Annotated in this window: 19 protein-coding genes; 15 read left to right on the forward strand and 4 right to left on the reverse strand. The window is 54.7% G+C overall.

The annotated features are described in order from the left end of the window. The first annotated feature begins 6 nt into the window (after nucleotides 1-6). Complete coding sequence (locus ASE07_RS26105) at nucleotides 7-966, forward strand: tripartite tricarboxylate transporter substrate binding protein (protein ID WP_235548632.1); 960 nt, start codon at nucleotides 7-9, stop codon at nucleotides 964-966. A gap of 603 nt (nucleotides 967-1569) precedes the next feature. On the opposite strand, the gene ASE07_RS26110 is transcribed toward ASE07_RS26105, so the two are convergent. The 3 genes from ASE07_RS26110 to ASE07_RS26120 form a co-directional block, all read right to left on the reverse strand. Further along, a complete protein-coding gene (locus ASE07_RS26110; protein WP_057293729.1) occupies nucleotides 1570-2058 on the reverse strand; it encodes a transposase in 489 nt (162 codons plus the stop codon). Beyond that, nucleotides 1985-2491 carry a winged helix-turn-helix domain-containing protein gene (locus ASE07_RS28495; RefSeq protein WP_082584498.1) on the reverse strand — a complete coding sequence of 169 codons (507 nt, stop codon included), beginning with the start codon at nucleotides 2489-2491 and terminating at the stop codon, nucleotides 1985-1987. Before ASE07_RS28495 ends, ASE07_RS26110 begins: the two co-directional genes overlap by 74 nt. A 253-nt stretch (nucleotides 2492-2744) precedes the next feature. Continuing rightward, the gene (locus tag ASE07_RS26120) at nucleotides 2745-3821 is read right to left on the reverse strand and encodes an AraC family transcriptional regulator (protein WP_057293731.1); all 1077 of its coding nucleotides are present in this window, start codon (nucleotides 3819-3821) and stop codon (nucleotides 2745-2747) included. Between the two features lie 172 nt (nucleotides 3822-3993). On the opposite strand from ASE07_RS26120, the gene ASE07_RS26125 reads away from it, so the two are divergent. From ASE07_RS26125 to ASE07_RS26175, 14 genes are all read left to right on the forward strand, one after another. Further along, entirely contained in the window at nucleotides 3994-4884 is an 891-nt protein-coding gene (locus ASE07_RS26125; protein WP_057293732.1) for a 3-hydroxyacyl-CoA dehydrogenase family protein, read from the forward strand. Further along, the coding region (locus ASE07_RS30205; RefSeq protein WP_235548633.1) for a 3-keto-5-aminohexanoate cleavage protein at nucleotides 4877-5236 on the forward strand (360 nt) is incomplete at its 3' end. The genes ASE07_RS26125 and ASE07_RS30205, both read left to right, overlap by 8 nt. 16 nt (nucleotides 5237-5252) lie before the next feature. Continuing rightward, nucleotides 5253-5912, forward strand: coding sequence for a 3-keto-5-aminohexanoate cleavage protein (locus ASE07_RS26130; RefSeq protein ID WP_442946136.1), 660 nt, complete (start codon nucleotides 5253-5255; stop codon nucleotides 5910-5912). 134 nt (nucleotides 5913-6046) lie between these two features. After that, the coding region (locus ASE07_RS26135; RefSeq protein ID WP_442946130.1) for a branched-chain amino acid ABC transporter substrate-binding protein at nucleotides 6047-7257 on the forward strand (1211 nt) is incomplete at its 3' end. A 931-nt stretch (nucleotides 7258-8188) separates the two neighbouring features. Beyond that, the gene (locus ASE07_RS26140; protein ID WP_235548634.1) at nucleotides 8189-9301 is read left to right on the forward strand and encodes a tannase/feruloyl esterase family alpha/beta hydrolase; all 1113 of its coding nucleotides are present in this window, start codon (nucleotides 8189-8191) and stop codon (nucleotides 9299-9301) included. After that, the gene (locus ASE07_RS30210) at nucleotides 9271-9855 is read left to right on the forward strand and encodes a tannase/feruloyl esterase family alpha/beta hydrolase (protein WP_235548635.1); all 585 of its coding nucleotides are present in this window, start codon (nucleotides 9271-9273) and stop codon (nucleotides 9853-9855) included. Before ASE07_RS26140 ends, ASE07_RS30210 begins: the two co-directional genes overlap by 31 nt. A 572-nt stretch (nucleotides 9856-10427) precedes the next feature. Then, nucleotides 10428-10931, forward strand: a complete 504-nt coding sequence (locus ASE07_RS26145; RefSeq protein WP_057293734.1) for a (2Fe-2S)-binding protein — start codon at nucleotides 10428-10430, stop codon at nucleotides 10929-10931. Next, nucleotides 10928-13126, forward strand: coding sequence for a xanthine dehydrogenase family protein molybdopterin-binding subunit (locus ASE07_RS26150; RefSeq protein WP_057293735.1), 2199 nt, complete (start codon nucleotides 10928-10930; stop codon nucleotides 13124-13126). The genes ASE07_RS26145 and ASE07_RS26150 overlap by 4 nt, the downstream gene beginning before the upstream one ends. Before the next feature lie 50 nt (nucleotides 13127-13176). Further along, complete coding sequence (gene soxX / locus ASE07_RS26155; protein ID WP_057293736.1) at nucleotides 13177-13641, forward strand: sulfur oxidation c-type cytochrome SoxX; 465 nt, start codon at nucleotides 13177-13179, stop codon at nucleotides 13639-13641. 17 nt (nucleotides 13642-13658) lie between these two features. Continuing rightward, on the forward strand, nucleotides 13659-14132 hold the full coding sequence (locus ASE07_RS26160) for a SoxY-related AACIE arm protein (protein WP_057293737.1): 474 nt from the start codon (nucleotides 13659-13661) through the stop codon (nucleotides 14130-14132). Nucleotides 14133-14136: 4 nt separating this feature from the next. Next, nucleotides 14137-14460 (forward strand): thiosulfate oxidation carrier complex protein SoxZ, encoded by a 324-nt coding sequence (gene soxZ, locus ASE07_RS26165; RefSeq protein WP_057293738.1) that lies wholly within the window; start codon nucleotides 14137-14139, stop codon nucleotides 14458-14460. A gap of 6 nt (nucleotides 14461-14466) precedes the next feature. Next, entirely contained in the window at nucleotides 14467-15225 is a 759-nt protein-coding gene (gene soxA / locus ASE07_RS28500; protein WP_082584499.1) for a sulfur oxidation c-type cytochrome SoxA, read from the forward strand. Nucleotides 15226-15288: 63 nt separating this feature from the next. Continuing rightward, on the forward strand, nucleotides 15289-15597 hold the full coding sequence (locus ASE07_RS26170; protein ID WP_235548637.1) for a c-type cytochrome: 309 nt from the start codon (nucleotides 15289-15291) through the stop codon (nucleotides 15595-15597). Next, nucleotides 15594-16865 (forward strand): NAD(P)/FAD-dependent oxidoreductase, encoded by a 1272-nt coding sequence (locus ASE07_RS26175; RefSeq protein ID WP_057293739.1) that lies wholly within the window; start codon nucleotides 15594-15596, stop codon nucleotides 16863-16865. Before ASE07_RS26170 ends, ASE07_RS26175 begins: the two co-directional genes overlap by 4 nt. A gap of 164 nt (nucleotides 16866-17029) precedes the next feature. Here the strand turns inward: ASE07_RS26175 and ASE07_RS26180 are convergent, their stop codons facing one another. After that, nucleotides 17030-17929, reverse strand: coding sequence for a LysR family transcriptional regulator (locus ASE07_RS26180; RefSeq protein ID WP_057293740.1), 900 nt, complete (start codon nucleotides 17927-17929; stop codon nucleotides 17030-17032). Nucleotides 17930-17940: the final 11 nt, after the last annotated feature.

A 17940-nucleotide genomic window follows, 5' to 3' on the forward strand; every position in this document is an offset into this window, starting at 1 on the left:
AAAGCAATGAAGTTATTGGCAATGGTGGTCGCCCTTTCGGCCGCCGGCGCAGCGGTGGCGCAGACCACACCGGACTATCCCGCCAAGCCGGTTACGCTGGTGGTGCCATACGCGGCTGGCGGCGCAACCGATGTCATCGCCCGCATTCTCGGACAGCAGCTTGGCGAGATTTGGAAGCAGCCAGTGGTGGTGACAAACAGGCCTGGGGCAGGGACGGTCCTGGGCGCAGGACAAGTGGCCAAGGCAGCAGGCGATGGCTACACGCTCTACATGACCACGGCAGCCCATACCATCAGCGCCAGCCTCTACAAGTCGTTGCCCTACGACCCCTACAAGGATTTCGCGCCCATCAATCTCGCCTCGGTTGTGCCTTTGGTGCTGGTAACAGCATCCACGCTGCCGGCCAAGGATTTGCAGGCGGTGCTGGCCATGGCGCGCGCCCAACCGGGCATGACCTACGCCTCCCCCGGTAACGGCTCTCCGCAACACCTGGCTGGTGCTCTGCTGAAGTCCAAGGCGGGCCTGGAGCTGACCCATGTGCCGTATAAGGGCGATGCACCCATGCTGACGGACCTGATGAGCGGACAAGTGCAGATGGCGTTCGTAACGCTGTCTTCGGCGCTGCCGCATATCAAGACCGGGAAGCTGCGACCGATCGCACTGGCCCATGACAAGCGCTCACAGGTGCTGCCGGACGTGCCTACCTTCGCACAGGCTGGCATGTCCGGTTTCCAGGCAGCGACATGGTTCGGCCTGTTTACGCCGGCGTCAGTGGCGCCGGCGCTGAAGCAGAAACTGGCACAAGATGTCGCGCAGGTGGTCGCCCGGCCGGATGTAGCGGCACGGCTGGCGGAAATGGGCGGAGAAGCAACGAATGCCGGCCCCAAGGAGTTCGCAGCTTTTATCGAGGCGGAAGGGAAACGCTGGGCCGAGGCGGTTCGCCTGTCAGGTGCCCGGGTCGAGTAACTCGCTTTTCAGGAGGGTAGCCGGCATCGAGCGGGCCCCATACTGCAAGACCTCAAGCGACCGCATGAAAATGCGGCCGCTTTCATTGGCGGCCACAGCTCCCTGGGCAGTATGCGGCGCTAGTCGGCGCCGAGCTTCAGAGTGTCAGGCTGCCGCTTCTCAATCGCGCGATCAGGCCGGCCAGGATGGCCGACTGGCGGGTCCGCCGAGTGCTATCTACCAGGCATGCGATTCGTCCGTAAAAGTGGAGTCGGCCAGCACGTGCCCATTGAGCCAGACGATGGCTCATGCTCGAACAATGCGTTCTTTATTTTACATAAAGAAAGTTTTCATCGGGACGCCGAGTTAATTCACGGACGTATCGTTAGACATCTTGCCGAGAATGCCTGTTTCTCGTTATTTGAGTCGACTGTGATGTTGATGACTCTGGTCCAAACCTGTTTATGCGGCAGTTATGTGGCTTGATGCGGTCGTTCATGCAGATTGAAGGAGAGGCGCTTCGCGGCCAGAAGGGGTCATACGCTTGAACGTGTGGTATGTCTGATGTGCCCTCAATAAAGAGTGCCATCCGGGATCTACTGAGCGTCCACTCTATAGTTGACATTAGATCGTCAAGCCGGATTGCTTCCAGAACGATGCAATCAAGTTGATGCGTCGCTGCATGGATTTGAGCCGCCTGCTAATAAATGTCCGTACTTCGCCAATCGTGTCGCGGCACAGGTTTCCTAATTCGCGCTGCTTCATATAAGTCCCGATGTATTCGGAAGGATTGAGCTCGGGCGCATAGCCAGGCAGGTACTTAACGATGATCTTGCCCCTGGATGAGTGCAGATAGTCGGCGACTTGCCTGCTGCGATGCTGCGGCAGGCCATCCCAGACGACCATCAACTTCTGGCCAATCGTCCTGTACAGCGTGTGCAGGAAGTGCACCAGGTCTGGCTTACGGATGGGACCGTACACGAAGCGGAAATAGAAACGGCGTGCGCCAAGGGCCGCAATCACTGTCAACTGTTTCCAGTTAAAGCTGTAGCGCAGGACCGGTGTGCATCCTTTCGGTGCCCAGGTTTTGATACGCGTCGGCCGCTCGCTCAAGCCACTCTCGTCGCTGAAGAGGATGATTCTTCGCTCGCTGCGGGCTTTTTTTAAGCCGTGGCCAGCGTTGCAGTCGCCATTGTTGTATTGCCTGCTCGTTACGCTGGCTGGCGCGGCCGGTGGGACACTGACTGGAAAAACCCATTGCCCGCAATACCAGCCACACACTGGTCTTGCAATACGAAATGCCAAACTTGCTCTGAATGAGCTGAGCAATCCGGCGCAGTGTCCAGACCTCGGTGTCGAATCCGTTGGCCTGCGCGCCGCGCAGCATCATCCGGCATAACCGCTTGCGTTGTGCGTCGTCGAGAGCTGGACAATACCCGAGCGGCTTGCGCCGCCACGCTTGTCTGTCAGCCGCCTGCGCTTTGGCCCATACCGAGACGCTTTGTCGGCTCACATCCAGTGTGCGGGCAATCTCCGCCTGCTTCATTCTACTAGCCTAAGTACCACAAAGCTTTTGTTTAAACACTAATTATTTATGGTGAGCAGCCTCGTATTGCTTAGGTTGACTGAAATGGTTACCTCCGGTCTGGTCCTAGATCCTAAGCCAGATCGTTTGCCACAGCTATGGATATGCCAATGTAGCGTAACGCGAAATTCATAAATAAACTTGCTTCTCGGTTAATGCTCCATTTAGTGGTTGCACAGTTCTAGGCAACTACCTGATTCAATATAAAAAACTTTCAAGAAGGGATATGGTTCTTATTTTTTTTCGGCCCTTCATCGATATCAACTTGGGTACGAAACGCTGAGGGTGATTTGCCGGACCAACGCTTGAATGCGTGGCGGAAATTTGCGGCGTCGCTGAAGCCCAAAGCAGTTGCAATGTCCTCGATACTCATGCTTGTGGTGCGCAGGTACTCATTAGCCAGCGAGTACCGGACATCGTCGGTTATCTTCGCAAATGTCGTTTCGTCTGCGTCGAGCTTGCGGCGCAGTGTCCGTGAAGTCATATTAAGCTTGCTCGCTACTTCTTCCATGTTGACGAACCGTCCGGGGCCGTGCATCAACAACTGATAAACCTCGCCGGCAACCCCGGACGATGTTTTTACCTGTCCAATAAGCCGGTCGCAGGTTCCCTGAAGTAGGCTCGAAGTTATCCTGTGTGCAAGTTGAGGTTTCTGCTCGAGAATCGTACGGTCATAATAAATCTCTGAGGCGGGCGCTCCGAATTGAACAGGGCAGTGTAAATACTGCTCGTAGAGTGCCGCGTGTGCAGGGGCCGGATGTGCTACGCAGATCCTAGTCGGAAAACATGTAGCACTTACGACATCCTGTATATGCGTGACATGTTGTGTAAGCTGCTGCTCGAGCAAGAACTGACGGACCTTGCCAGATGTAGTCAATCCTCCAGTTTCCGGAAAACCCCACGCGGCACTGTCCGCATCTTCGCGCCACTCAATCGTGGCCGTGGGAGTTGCGAGTCGATGATACTTAACTCCAAGGTCAAAAAAATCGCGCACTGTAGGACTGCATATAAGTGCATAGCCATACATCCCATAGGCAGATAAATGCATCCGCTTACCTACCTGAAATGGAGTCACCGGATCAGATGACAGGGTAACGGCATTCTGACACACGGCGATGTACTGACGCACCGACGTACGTGTATCGGGATGATAGATGTCATTAAGGGTAAGGCCGGTCCCTTCCAAACACGCCTCAGCAGCAATTCCCTGCTCTCCAAGGGTTTCGACAAGTGCGGCGATTTTATACGGAGCGTAAATTCGTTCGTTCAGTAACGGTTGTTTATTGGTCATATGGTCTCCAACTCATTCGCCCTAAGCATCTTTTCCGAAGTGACCCGCGTTACGATTGTCCTCTAATCACCCATCAATGTCCCGCTAACACCTTTTTTCAGGCCTCTCCCGGAATTATGCTCCGTTTTGCCGCTTCCGCCAATGAGAAGTGAAAAACCAACCAGGAGACGATGTGAGCGAAAAAGTACGTGTTGCGGTGATCGGCGCCGGGCTTATGGGACATGGCATTGCCCAAGCATTCGCGCAAGCCGGCCACCCTGTCATGTTAACGGACGCAAACATCGACGTCCTCAACAGCGCACCGGGTTGTATTGAGCGGAACTTGGTCGAGATGGGCTTACCGGTAGCGTCCGCGTTACGCAACATAAGCGTGCAAGCTGACTTCGCTGCTGCAGTGGAACGAGCCGACCTCATCGTTGAGGCAGTATCAGAGCGCCTAGATCTGAAACAAACGCTTTTCGCCAACTTCGTCGCAATGGCTCCGGCGCACGCGATATTAGCGAGCAATACATCTGTTATACCAATATCTGAAATAGCAAGTAACCTTTCGCGTGCCGATAGGGGAAGGGTGCTTGGCACGCACTGGTGGAATCCACCTCATCTTATTCCACTGGTGGAGGTGATCCGGACCGTCGACACTTATGACGAAATGTTCGACTCGACCTATCTGATTATCAAATCCATTGGCAAGCTGCCCGTAAAAGTTAATGTCGATCTTCCCGGCGTGGAGGCCGGTGTTTGCGATGCACGAACCATTGACACGGTGGTGAAGAACAGTTTTGGGCGACGGCTATCCGTTCTCGGACCGATGGAAAACGCTGATCTTGTTGGCCTTGAACTGATTCGCGATGTGCACAAGATCCTCTTTCCGCATCTTAGTCGGGCCCAATCACCATCCGTTCTCTTAGAACACTTGCTAAGCAAAGGCGAAACCGGAGTGGGCACTGGAAAAGGATTATTCAAGTGGTCAGAGGACAGTATCGAGGAGGTTCGTTCGAAACTCGCGAACCACTTGATCGCTTGTACCCAAGCCGTTTCGCACCACGGAGAAAACAATGAGTAACCCCAAACGCAAGGTGATAATCACGTGCGCAGTGACGGGCGCGATCCACACACCGTCTATGTCGCCATTTCTACCTGTTACACCTCAGCAGATCGCCGACGCAGCAGTAGAGGCAGCGSAAGCTGGTGCAGCAATATTGCACCTGCACGCTCGCGATCCGAAGGACGGTCGCCCGACTCAAGACCCAAACGTGTTCCWGCAGTTCCTGCCTGATATCTTCGCGAGAACTGACGCGGTCATCAATATCACYTCYGGTGGCAGCCCGCATATGACCGTTGCAGAGCGTCTACGCCCAGTGCATTTCTTTAAGCCAGAGCTTGCGTCCCTCAATATGGGGTCGATGAATTTTGGCNGGTGGCAGCCCGCATATGACCGTTGCAGAGCGTCTACGCCCAGTGCATTTCTTTAAGCCAGAGCTTGCGTCCCTCAATATGGGGTCGATGAATTTTGGCCTCTACCCGATGCTAACAAGATTCAATAAACTCGAGCACATTTGGGAAAAAGAGCATCTGGAAAAAAGCAAGGATCTTGTATTCAAGAATACCTTCGCCGATATCGAGTACATCCTTGAGTCWTGYCGGGATAACGGGACCCGGTTCGAGTTCGAATGCTACGACATCTCGCATCTATACAACCTCGCACATTTYGTCGACCGSGGTCTGATAAAACCGCCATTTTTTATCCAGAGCGTCTTCGGCATTCTGGGGGGMATAGGCGGACACCCCGAAGACTTAATGCACATGAAGCGCACAGCCGACAGACTCTTCGGCAACGACTTCGTTTGGTCGATTCTAGGYGCAGGACGCAACCAAATGCCACTCGCGACGCAGGGAGCAGCGCAAGGAGCGAACGTTCGGGTCGGACTGGAGGATTCTCTCTGGATAAGCGCAGGCAAACTTGCTAAATCCAGCGCAGAACAGGTTCATAACATCCGTTCGATCCTYCGCGGCCTGTCGTTGGAAATTGCRACCCCCGACGAGGCGAGGAATTTGCTGCAGCTTAAAGGCAGGAGCGAGGTCGCTCTCTAAGGAACTTGCGAAGAATGAATGCCAAGCCTCGGTAKGGATTTAATGCATAGCTAAWTGTGTGAATGCGCATTTACGACGTTCAGTGTTCTCCCGTAGTACATCTATAACAAACATCCAATGAAAGGAAGAGACAAATGGATAATGGTAAAAAAATCCTCGCCGCCGCGGTAATGTTCGCAGCAATGTCGTCGGCGAATTGTTCAGCAGAAACAGTGAAGATTGCAGTCCTTGACCCCCTGTCGGGCGCATTTGCACCGGTCGGTCTGAATTACTTACACAGCTGGCAGTACATTGCGGAGAAAGCTAATAACGAGAAGTGGGCCGATGATCACAAGTTCGAGGTRGTAGGATTTGATAACAAGGGAAGTCCCCAGGAGAGCTTGACTGTTCTTAAGACTGCGATTGAACAGGGCTACAGGTATATTGCTCAGGGAAACGGATCTGGGGTGGCATTAGCGATCATTGATGCAATCAACAAGCATAATGAGCGAAATCCCGGCAAAGAAGTCGTCTATCTTAACTATGGTGCAGTCGATCCCGATCTGACCAACAGCAAATGCAGCTTCTGGCATTTCCGATTCGATGCAAATTCGGATCAGAAAATGGAGGCACTRACCTCCCATATGGAAAAGAACAAGGATGTAAAGAAGGTCTACATCATTGGCCAGAACTATGCGTTTGGGCATCAAGTATCGCGCGCAGCTAAGGAGTATCTGAAGAGAAAGCGCCCCGATGTCGAAATCGTTGGCGACGACCTCCACCCGATTGGCCAAGTGAAAGACTTTTCCCCTTACATCGCAAAAATCAAGGCGTCGGGAGCAGATAGCATCATCACTGGAAACTGGGGTGCAGACCTGGCATTGCTAATCAAGGCCGCGAAGGATGCAAACCTGCAAGCKAATTTTTTCACCTACTACGCCAATACGACAGGGGTGCCTACCGCAATGGGTGCAGCCGGCGCTGATAAGGTSAAGGCAATCTCGAACTGGAATGTGAACAACGAGAAGTTTGTAGGTCAAGAGRTTGTCGAGGGTTTCAAGAAGAAGTACAACGACGATTACACGGCTATCGCTAGCTATAGCGGCGTGACAATGATGGCAAAAGCGATCAAGTCGGCAAAGTCAACTGATCCGGTGAAGGTCGCGGTTGCGATGGAAGGGATGAAGGTTAAAGGGCTCAAYGGTGAAGTCGAGATGCGCAAGCAAGATCATCAAATGCAACAGCCCCTCTATCTGGCGACGTGGACAAAGGTGAACGGTCGCGATGTCAAATACGACCAGGAGAACACGGGCTTTGGATGGAAGACCGATCAGAAGATCGACAGTTACGTTGCGACTCAGGCGACNCGACGTGGACAAAGGTGAACGGTCGCGATGTCAAATACGACCAGGAGAACACGGGCTTTGGATGGAAGACCGATCAGAAGATCGACAGTTACGTTGCGACTCAGGCGACRTCCTGCCAGATGAAACGTCCTTCTGGTAGCTGACGCACCTGACGTCATGCGCCTGCACTCGCAGGCGTTCCTTCCGAGTCTTAAGGATGCGACTGCTTTCCGCAGTCGCATTGGGGTAACCATGGAATTCTCGTTAATAACTTTACTCAATGGCCTGAGCTACGGGCTCCTGCTGTTCATGCTTTCTTCGGGTTCACGCTGGAACCGACATCCTGGTTCAACCATCATCGACTGATCGATGCCGTTGATCCTATCCTCCCGGCAGAAGTTGAGGCAACCTACAACGACAACTCAGCAGTCAAGCCAGCTTGCACTGACTCACAGCAATCAGCCCCTTCAACATCCAGGGCGGTTCATCTCTTTGCACGTGTGTACCTATTTGATATAGCACCTTGTATGGTCAACATTTCATGCTGAAATGTCCTCTAACCACTCGGAGATGTCCTGTAGCCACCTTTTTTTGGCGTGCCCGCATATTTATGATTACAGACAGGATGACTGGCGAATTGCGATCTTCGCCTTCATCTTCACGCCGGCCGCGGTTAAGAATGCGTGTTCGGCACAAGTAGTTTGGCTTCTTATGTAAGCGACGCTGGTACGTCCCGAGCTTAAGGTCGATATAGGCAGTGAAACAACCTTCCTCGATCAAATGGGACTGAAAAACAAGGAGACGCTAATAGAAATCCAATCCATGTAACGTCTATTGCGGCTAGTACGCACGTCCACTCTCACGCAAAGAGGCACCTCCCATAGCCGTTATTTTCAATTCAAAAAAATCCAGGAGCGAGACTTGAACATTATACGAATCCAAGCATCTACCATGTCGATTATTGCCGCTGCGATTGCCGGGATAGGAATGGCCGCATGTGGCGGCGGTGACAGCGCCCCACAAACATTCACGCAGGCTCCAGTGGCCTGTGCAGAACTTACTGGCATGACGATCCCGGCTGCATCCATCGGGCTACCTACTACCGGTGCAGTGGTGACGAACGCTCAGGTCGTTCCTCCTTCAGGAACCGGGGCGGTAACAGTTGGAGAGTATTGCAAGGTAGAGGGGGAAATTAATCCAGTCGATCAGGCCGCGCCGAAAATCAAATTCCAAGTGGGTTTGCCAGCCAACTGGAACAAAAAAGCACTTATGTACGGCGGCGGTGGGAATAATGGCACGATTCCTAATATAGCAGGAAGCTACGCGACAAATATCTCCACTCAGCCTGTTCCGCTCGGCCGAGGGTATGCTGTTTTTGGCAGTGACTCTGGCCATCAAGGCAAGAACGACGGTACCATTGACCCGGTACGTGATGCGTCGTTCGCGGTCAACGACGAAGCATTGAGGAATTTTACCGGTGAAGCACTTAAGAAGACCCGTGATGTAGCCGGTGCAATCATTAAAGCACGTTATGCCACGACGCCAGAGAAGGTGTATTTCGTCGGTGGTTCCACCGGCGGGCGTGAAGCACTGCTATCCATTAGCAACTGGCCTCAAGACTTCGAGGGAGCGATCGCAGTATATCCCGCATGGGATTCGGTGGCCCTCAATCTTGCCGTAGGACGATTGGGGCAAGAATTCGCAAAGCCCGGCGCATATGTGAGTGAGCAGAAACGTGACGCTCTTTATAAAGCAGCCATCAACGCCTGTGACGGGCTCGACGGTATAGCTGACGGTGTGATTAGTAATAATGCCGCATGTAATGCGACTTTCGACCCCGTAACTGCCACGATTGACGGTACTACCCCGCTCCGATGCGCAGGCGGCGCAGACACGGGAGATAACTGCTTGTCTGATGTCCAGATTAGCGCGAGACTGGTTACCCGGGATGGAATGTTTGGGGCGGGGACTATGGCACTTCGAGCGCTCCTGCTGCCCTTAAACCAACATTGCAGCTGGTGGGCCTTGGAAACGTGGCTCCTGGGTATCCTCTGCCTCCAGTAACGGCGACTTCTTCACCGCCATCCGGCGCGACGTTCTTCGACCAGTGGGTTAGGAACGCCGTTACAAGGGATCAAAACTTTAATTGGCTGACGCTGAATCCAGTTAGCCCTGGCGTTTGGCAGTCGCGCATCGTAGCTCTGTCGGGCCTTCAGGAAGCCACTAAGACGGATCTCTCGGCGTTCCAGGCGAAGGGAGGAAAACTTCTGATTATCCACGGCACACATGACGTACTCGTGAGCGCCCGATCGACACAACAATATATGAAACGTCTGCGCGCAGCCATGGGTCTCGAAAAGGTCAGTAGTTTTGCACGATACTATGAAGTCCCAGGGTTCAACCATGTTGTCGGTAGGGCATTCCATCCAGCCTGGAATTCACTAAGTGCGTTGGAGGATTGGGTGGAAAAGGGTGCAGCGCCAAGTAATCCGGTTGCGACCGACACAATTGGAGTGCCCGGTCGTACGCGACCCCTCTGTGAGTTTCCGGCGTGGCCAAAATACAAAGGCAGCGGCGATGTTAACTCTGCAGCGAGCTTTACCTGCGCGACGGAATAGAGGCAGTTTTTCTTTTAGGTAGCGTCTAAATTTTCACAGCAAACTGCCTACCATCTGGTGGGCAGTTTGCTTTTGCACGGGCAAAAAGCGGATCGCCCACCGGTGATCACAACAGGACAGTTGACCCGAAGGCGCCAACCGTGCGGTGAATGCGATAGAACTCCGCCGCGCGGGTCGCTTTATTTTTGACCGATCTCTCTCATATATTTCAACGTACCGGGATGCAAGCGCCATTCCGGTGCCGTCTTTGCTACCGTGCGAACGACCGCATCACCGTAGACGGGAAAGCCACCGCCAGGCGAGGCGGTTCCCATCACGATCCGGACAGAGGTCCGGCCGCGTCGGCGGACGATGAACCGCTCACCACGGCGGTGATGACGAGGAAAAATCGAAGGTATGCGAGCATTGTCGTTCCTTAAGCACCATTTCCAAGTTTGCGTTATCTGCGATGCCGTCGTTTGGACCGCGTCGAGCAAGATCAAAAAAGAAGCCGTAATATAGTGCCGTTGCCGCCTTACTTGCATCTGTCCTACCCTTTGACACCGCCCCATTATTTAACATGGAGTTGAGCTATGGCAAAACTAAGCGTGAATGGTACGTTGCGTGAATTTGAGGCGGAAGACGATACGCCGCTTCTATGGGTGCTACGCGAGCAGTTGGGGCTGACAGGTACCAAGTATGGTTGCGGCATTGCACAATGCGGCGCATGTACCGTTCATATTGATGGGGAACCGACGCGTAGCTGTGTACGCCCGCTCTCCAGCGTCAATGAAAACCAGAAGATCGTCACGATCGAAGGTTTGTCGAAGGACGGCTCTCATCCGGTGCAGAAAGCCTGGGCAGCGCTCGATGTGCCGCAATGCGGATTTTGCCAGAGCGGAATGATTATGGCAGCCGCTGCCCTCCTGAAGGAGAAGCCCAATCCCAGCGATGCCGATATCAACCAGTCGATCACCAATATCTGCCGCTGTGGCACGTACAACCGTGTGCGCGCCGCAATTAAGGTAGTCGCAAAGGGCGGTGATACACGTAGTAGCGGCCTGTTGATCAAGCACATTGACGGGAGCACGACATGAGCGAAGCATCTGTAGACCCCTCAATGTTCAAGATGTCGCGCCGGCGTTTTCTCGGTACTTCGGCGGCGGCCTTTGGCGGACTAATGGTCGGTTTTCATATTCCGTTTGCCGGCACCGCTCCCGCACAGGGTAGCTCCGTGCAGGAAATCAATGCGTGGGTTGTCGTCAAGCCGGACGACACCGTCGTGATACGGATTGCCCGTTCCGAGATGGGGCAGGGATCGCTGACAGGCTTGGCGCAACTGGTCGCCGAAGAACTGGATTGTCACTGGGCCAAGGTGACGACCGAATATCCGACTCCGGGGCAAAACCTAGCACGTAACCGTGCCTGGGGCAATTTTTCCACTGGCGGCAGTCGCGGTATCCGTGAATCGCATGATTACGTACGCAAAGGGGGCGCCGCCGCGCGCATGATGCTGGTGCAAGCGGCGGCAGACCAATGGCAGGTCCCTATCGCCGAGTGCCGTGCTGCTGACAGCGTCATCACTCACCTGCCGACGAACCGCACTACAACCTACGGCAAAGTGGCGACGGCCGCCGCCGCTCTGACGCCGCCCAAGGATGTTGTGCTCAAAGACCCAAAGGAATGGAAGATCGCAGGTAAGCGGTTGGCACGCCTGGATACTGTGGATAAAACCACGGGTGCGCAAGTTTACGGCATGGACCTCAGGTTGCCCGGCATGCTCAATGCGGCAATCAAGGACTGTCCTGTTTTCGGCGGCAAGGTAAAAAGTTTCAATGCGGCCGAAGTTCAAGGCCGGCCAGGCGTTAAAAAGGTGGTGCAGGTAGGTGACAGTGCAGTTGCCGTGATAGCCGATACCTGGTGGCATGCAAAGACCGCATTAGATGCGCTCGCGATTGAGTGGGATACCGGGCCAAACGTCAAGGTGTCGAGCGCAAGCATTGCCGATATGCTCAAGGCCGGCCTGGACGCCAACGATGCGGTTGTCGGTAATCAGAACGGAGATGCCCGCCAGGCGCTGGGTTCGGCCACGAGAAAACTGGAAGCGGTGTATTCCTATCCTTACCAGAACCACGCAACCATGGAGACCATGAATGCGACGGCAAAATGGACTTCGGAGCGTTGTGAAGTATGGACCCCTACCCAAAACGGAGAGGCGGCACTTGCGGCGGCAGCCGAAGCCGCCGAACTCCCGCCATCCAAATGCGAGGTTTATAAATTGCACCTTGGCGGTGGTTTTGGACGGCGTGGTGCGGTGCACGACTGGGTAAGGCAGACAGTAGCAATCGCGAAGGAGATCCCGGGCACGCCCGTCAAGCTGATCTGGTCGCGCGAAGAAGACATGTTGCATGGCCGGTATCATCCGATCACTCAATGCAAGCTCACTGCTGGCCTCGACCGTGAAGGAAATGTCACCGCGCTCCATATGCGCATTTCGGGACAGTCCATCATGGCGGGGGTCTTTCCGCAAAACATTAAGGATGGTAAGGATCCGGTGGTGTTCCAAGGACTAAACCCGCCAGGACCGGAAGCATCGATAGGCTATAGCTTCCCCAATCTCCTGATCGACCACGCGATGCGCAATCCGCCCGTACCACCTGGCTTTTGGCGCGGCGTCAACCTAAACCAAAATACGATTTATCTTGAATGCTTCATCGACGAGATCGCGCATGCCACCAAGCAGGATCCGCTCGCCCTGCGCCGCAAACTGATGGCAAGTAGCCCCAAGCACCTGGCGGTGTTGAACGCTGCTGCCGAGCGTGCAGGATGGGACAAACCGCTTCCCAAAGGCGTGTATCGCGGTCTGGCTCAAACCATGGGATTCGGCAGCTATGTGGCGGCAGTCGCGGAAGTGTCGGTTAATGATGAAGGCACCCTGAAAATCCATCGCATCGTCGCGGCCACGGATCCTGGCCATGCACTTAATCCCCAGCAGATCGAAGCACAAGTTGAAGGTTCTTTTGTGTATGGTCTTTCTGCGGCGCTTTACGGGGAGTGCACAGTAAAGGATGGGCGAATGGAACAGGAAAACTTTAATACTTACCAGGTACTGAAAATGGATGAAATGCCGCCAGTGGAAACGGTGATTGTGCCGTCCGGCGGCTTTTGGGGCGGAGTGGGCGAGCCGACCATCGCTGTTGCCGCGCCAGCGGTACTCAACGCAATATTTGCGGCGACCGGGAAACGCATACGTGACTTGCCACTGAAAAACCATAGTCTCAAGCGGGCTTAACACTGGCAGCCTGACGCAGCCTCCGGTCTGCGTCAAACATAGGTTTAATCATGTGGAAGGTCGTCTATACATTGCTGGCCACATTAAACGCTTCCGTGGCGGTGGCTGGCGATGCCGCGTTTGACTATCGAGTGGTTGGTGACGCTATTCCACTGCCTTTAAACGGCAAGAAGGGCGATGCGGCCCGCGGCCGCGCCATCGTGACAAACCGACAGGTGGGGCTGTGCCTGTTGTGTCACACCGGGCCGCTACCTGAAGAGCGATTTCAGGGCAATCTTGCCCCTGATTTGGCAGGAGCCGGCAGCCGATGGAGTGAAGGGCAATTGCGCTTACGCATCGTGGACCCTAGCCGCCTGAATCCGGCAACGCTCATGCCCGCGTATTACCGTACCGAAGGACTGGTTCAAGTCAACACGGGTATGAGAGGAAAGCCGATACTGGATGCACAGCAAATTGAGGATGTGGTCGCATTCCTGCGCACGCTGAGCGTCCCGCAAAACGAGAAAGCTGAATGATGGCTAAGCCTAATGACATGTTTTGTGACCCAGTCACACCGCATAAAATCCGTCGCAGGCTGCTTGCAGTCGGTGGCGCTCTTGGCATGCTGATTGTCGTCCGACCTGTGTTTGCGACGCCGGAAGAACGTGACTCGGCCATTAAGTCATTTACTGGCGGTGCCCTCGTGAAAGTTGGCAAGGTTACACTCGATGTCCCAATGCTGGTCGACAATGGCAATGCGGTTCCGGTGACCGTGACAGTAGACAGCCCAATGAACGCTTCTGAACACGTGACGGCCATCGCTATCTTCAACGAACGCAATCCTCAGCCTGAAGTCGCTCGTTTCAGTTTGGGACCTCGTGCCGGCAAGGCGAGCGTATCAACCCGGATGCGTCTTGCAACCTCACAGAAGCTTATTGCAGTCGCGAAACTCAACGACGGCACTTTCTGGTCGCACAGCGTGGAAGTGGTGGTCACGCTTGCCGCTTGTATAGAAGGCGAAAGCTGACATCATGGCGCGTACGTTGATTAAAATGCCGAGCACCGCCAAGCGGGGCGAGCTGATCGAAATTCGCACCCTGATAAGCCACCCTATGGAAACCGGATACCGGCCTGGTGCAGACGGAAAGGTGCTGCCCCGTAACATTATCCGACGCTTTACGTGCGGTTATAACGGCGAAACAGTATTCAGCGCCGACCTGTTTCCTGCCGTCGCCGCTAACCCAAACCTCATTTTTTATACCGTTGCGACCGAAAGCGGCACCCTGACATTTACTTGGGAGGGTGACGGTGGTTTTAAGCAAACGGAGTCGGTAACACTTACGGTCACGGGATAGTAGCCAATGCGCATCTTTGGTAGCGTGCTGTTTCTGGTTGCCCTTGGCTTAGACGCCAGCGCAGAGCAGCGCTTACCCGGATCGGCCTTTATGGGCCGTTCAAGCCAGGAAATGCAACGTGACGATAGCCTGAATCCAGGCATGTTATGGGTGAAGGAAGGTGAAGTGCTTTGGAGCCGGAAGGCTGGAACAAGCGCTCGCTCCTGCGCAAGCTGCCATGGCGATGCGCAGAGCAGTATGCGTGGTGTAGCCGCACGATATCCAGTCCGCAGCGCAGCACATGGGACACTCATCAATCTTAGTCAGCGCATTAACTTATGCCGGCAAGAGCGACAAGGAACAACGCCCTTTGCTCTCGAAAGCGAAGAACTGCTAGGCTTGGAAAGTTATATCGCATTGCAATCACGTGGCATGTCAGTTGCGCCATTAGAAGATCCCAATCTGCAACCATTTCAGGAACGTGGACGCCAGCGATGGTATCAACGTATCGGACAACTTAACCTATCCTGTGCTCAATGCCACGATGATAACTGGGGCAGGCGACTAGGTAGTAGTGTCATCCCACAAGCCCACGTCGGTGGGTATCCGGCGTACCGACTTGAATGGCAAGGCATGGGTTCATTGCACAGGCGCTTGCGTAATTGCATGACCGGTGTTCGGGCAACGCCTTTTTCTCTAGGATCCCAAGAGTTGACCGAACTTGAGCTGTATCTGACTTTGCGTTCTAAAGGGATGCCGATGGAGGCGCCGGGCGTCAGGCCATAGCTACATGTTTGAATCACAGTTGTGGTAACGAGGGAGAATAATCTTATGCCGTTGAAACGGGTTATGTTTGCATCGATGCTTCTCCTGCTGTTTGGCCCGCCACTAGCCAACGCAGCCGAACAAATTGACCATGGGCGCAGGCTCTATGCCACTTGCGCGGCCTGTCATGGTACCGATGGACGCTCTCAGGGTGCCGGCGGGCTGCGGCAGCTCGTGGGTCAGTCCAGGGATGCGTTAGTCGCTAGCATGAAGGCATTCAGGTCAGGTCAACGTGAGGCAACCATCATGCATCAGATTGCACGTGGTTACAGTGACGAGCAGATCGACCTGATCGCAGGCTTCCTGGCAGCACAAAAAAGGGAGGCGCGATGAAAAGACGGCATTTTATACAAGCGGTGAGTACAGCTGCATTTGCTTCTATGATGAGCAGCGTGGTGGCCGCACCGAAGGCTCGACCGAAGGTTGTTGTAATTGGCGCGGGCTATGGCGGAGCTACGGCGGCTCGGTACCTGCGTATGTGGAGCGAAGGCGCAATCGACGTCACGTTGGTGGAACCAAACCCGGCCTTCGTTTCCTGCCCCTTATCCAACCTCGTACTGGGCGGTTCACGTCAATTATCCGACATCACCATTGGCTATGGCCCGCTTACGCAACGGCATGGTATTCAGCTGATACGCGATCGTGCTGAGTCGATTGAGCCGGAAAAGCGCCTGGTCAGGCTTGCTGGTGGCCAGACCTTAGGCTACGATCGCCTGATCATGTCGCCGGGTGTTGATTTTGTATGGACGGCCTTGCCAGGCATGATGCGTGCCGACGCGCGCGAAACGATTCTGCACGCATGGAAGGCCGGCGAACAGACGGTCGCGCTGCGGCGGCAGCTTGAGGCTATGTCCAACGGCGATAACTTTGTCATGTCGATCCCGCCGCAGCCTTACCGATGCCCGCCGGGACCTTACGAGCGAGCGTGTCAAGTCGCATACTATTTCAGTCAGGAAAAACCGAAATGCCGCGTGATCCTTTTGGATGCGAATGAGGACGTCGTTTCCAAGGGGGCGCTCTTCAAGAAGGTATGGGCAGAGCGTTACGGGGATCTTATTGAATACCGTGCGAGTTTCAGGACCGCTGACGTAGATGCAAAGACGGGCACTGTCATATCGGAGCTAGGCGAGGAGGTTGAGGGCAAGGTATTGAACGTTATTCCTCCGCAGCAGGCGGCGAGGATTGCGGTTCAGACCGGATTGGCAAACGCAAATCGACGCTGGTGCGAAGTTGACTTCCTCACATTCGAATCGACCGGAGCACCTCACATTCATGTACTAGGTGATGCAATTCAAGTCGCACCGCTGATGCCAAAATCGGCGCATATGGCGAATCAGCACGCCAAGATATGCGCGGCTGCCATCATCGATCTATTTAGCGACCGGACGCCCGAACCAAAGCCGATGCTAACGAATACTTGTTACAGCTATGTATCGAACAAGGAGGTCATTCACGTGACATCAGTGCATGCTTATGATGCACAGAAAAAGACCTTGCTTAGCGTCCCCGGTGCGGGCGGGGTGTCAACTGCGCCGAGCGAACTCGAAGGACGATACGCGGCGGAGTGGGCGCTAAACATCTGGGCCGATACCTTAGCGTAACACCACCGTAGCGTGTCAGGGTCATGCGCTGGGGACAGCGATAATGGGGCGAGATCCCCATGAGCATCCCATTTGACGGCTACACGGCATCACACCGGGCAGTGCGAGAACTAGCGACCGAAGACAGCGACTGGGATCGCCAGCATCAAGTTTAAAAATGAAGCCTAAATCGGTATCGGAAACTCGCGGCAGGCAAGGGTACGGAAGCGCCGTGCAGCAGCGCTTTCACGCTGTGGCAAGTAAATCAAGGCGAGGCCGATCTCCGCTGCGGCCGGAGAATCCGTCAGCGCCCGGTAGACGATTTTGTCGTTGACAAACCGTTGCATGACCGAAGGCACAAGCGCGACACCCAGTCCGCTTTCCACAAGGGCGAGCACGGTCTGCACCTGCACCGCTTCCTGTGTAATACGTGGCAGAAAACCGACCTGCTGGCATGCAAGCATTGCCGCACTATGCAAACCTGCCGCTTCGGTGCGCGCATACATGATGAAGGATTCGTCGGCCAGATCCTTCAGCGAAAGTAATCCTTTCGTCACAAGGCGGTTCCCGCGGGGCAGGGCCACAATAAACTGGTCACGTTCGAGCGGAACCAGTGCTGCGCTTGAACCGCGTAGCAACGGCGTGCGTACTAGCCCCACGTCCAGCGAATCTTCCTCGACCATCTGCATGATCCGTGCTGACGTTGCTTCCCGAAGGATTAATTCCACACCGGGATATTCGGCACGGAACAACGGAACAAGCTTTTGCAGCATACCGAACGTCGTCGAGCCAACAAAACCTACCTGTAGCGTGCCACCTGTCCCATCGGAGGCGCTTTGGGCAATCTGGGCGAATTGACTACCATGAAACAACAGGCGCCTCGCCTCCGTCAATGCAGCTTCGCCGCTTGGAGTGAGGCTGACGCCGTTAGGGGAACGGATAAACAGTTTGGTGCCAAGTTCGGCTTCAAGCTTCTGGATCGAAACCGATAGCGGCGGTTGCGCCATATGCAGCCGTTCCGCCGCCCGGCGGAAGTTCAGCGTCTCGGCCAGGACGACAAAGTGACGGATTCGGCGCAGGTCCATGGGGGGTGCAT

The sequence above is a fragment of the Noviherbaspirillum sp. Root189 genome (assembly GCF_001428545.1).
Lineage (GTDB): Bacteria > Pseudomonadota > Gammaproteobacteria > Burkholderiales > Burkholderiaceae_D > Noviherbaspirillum.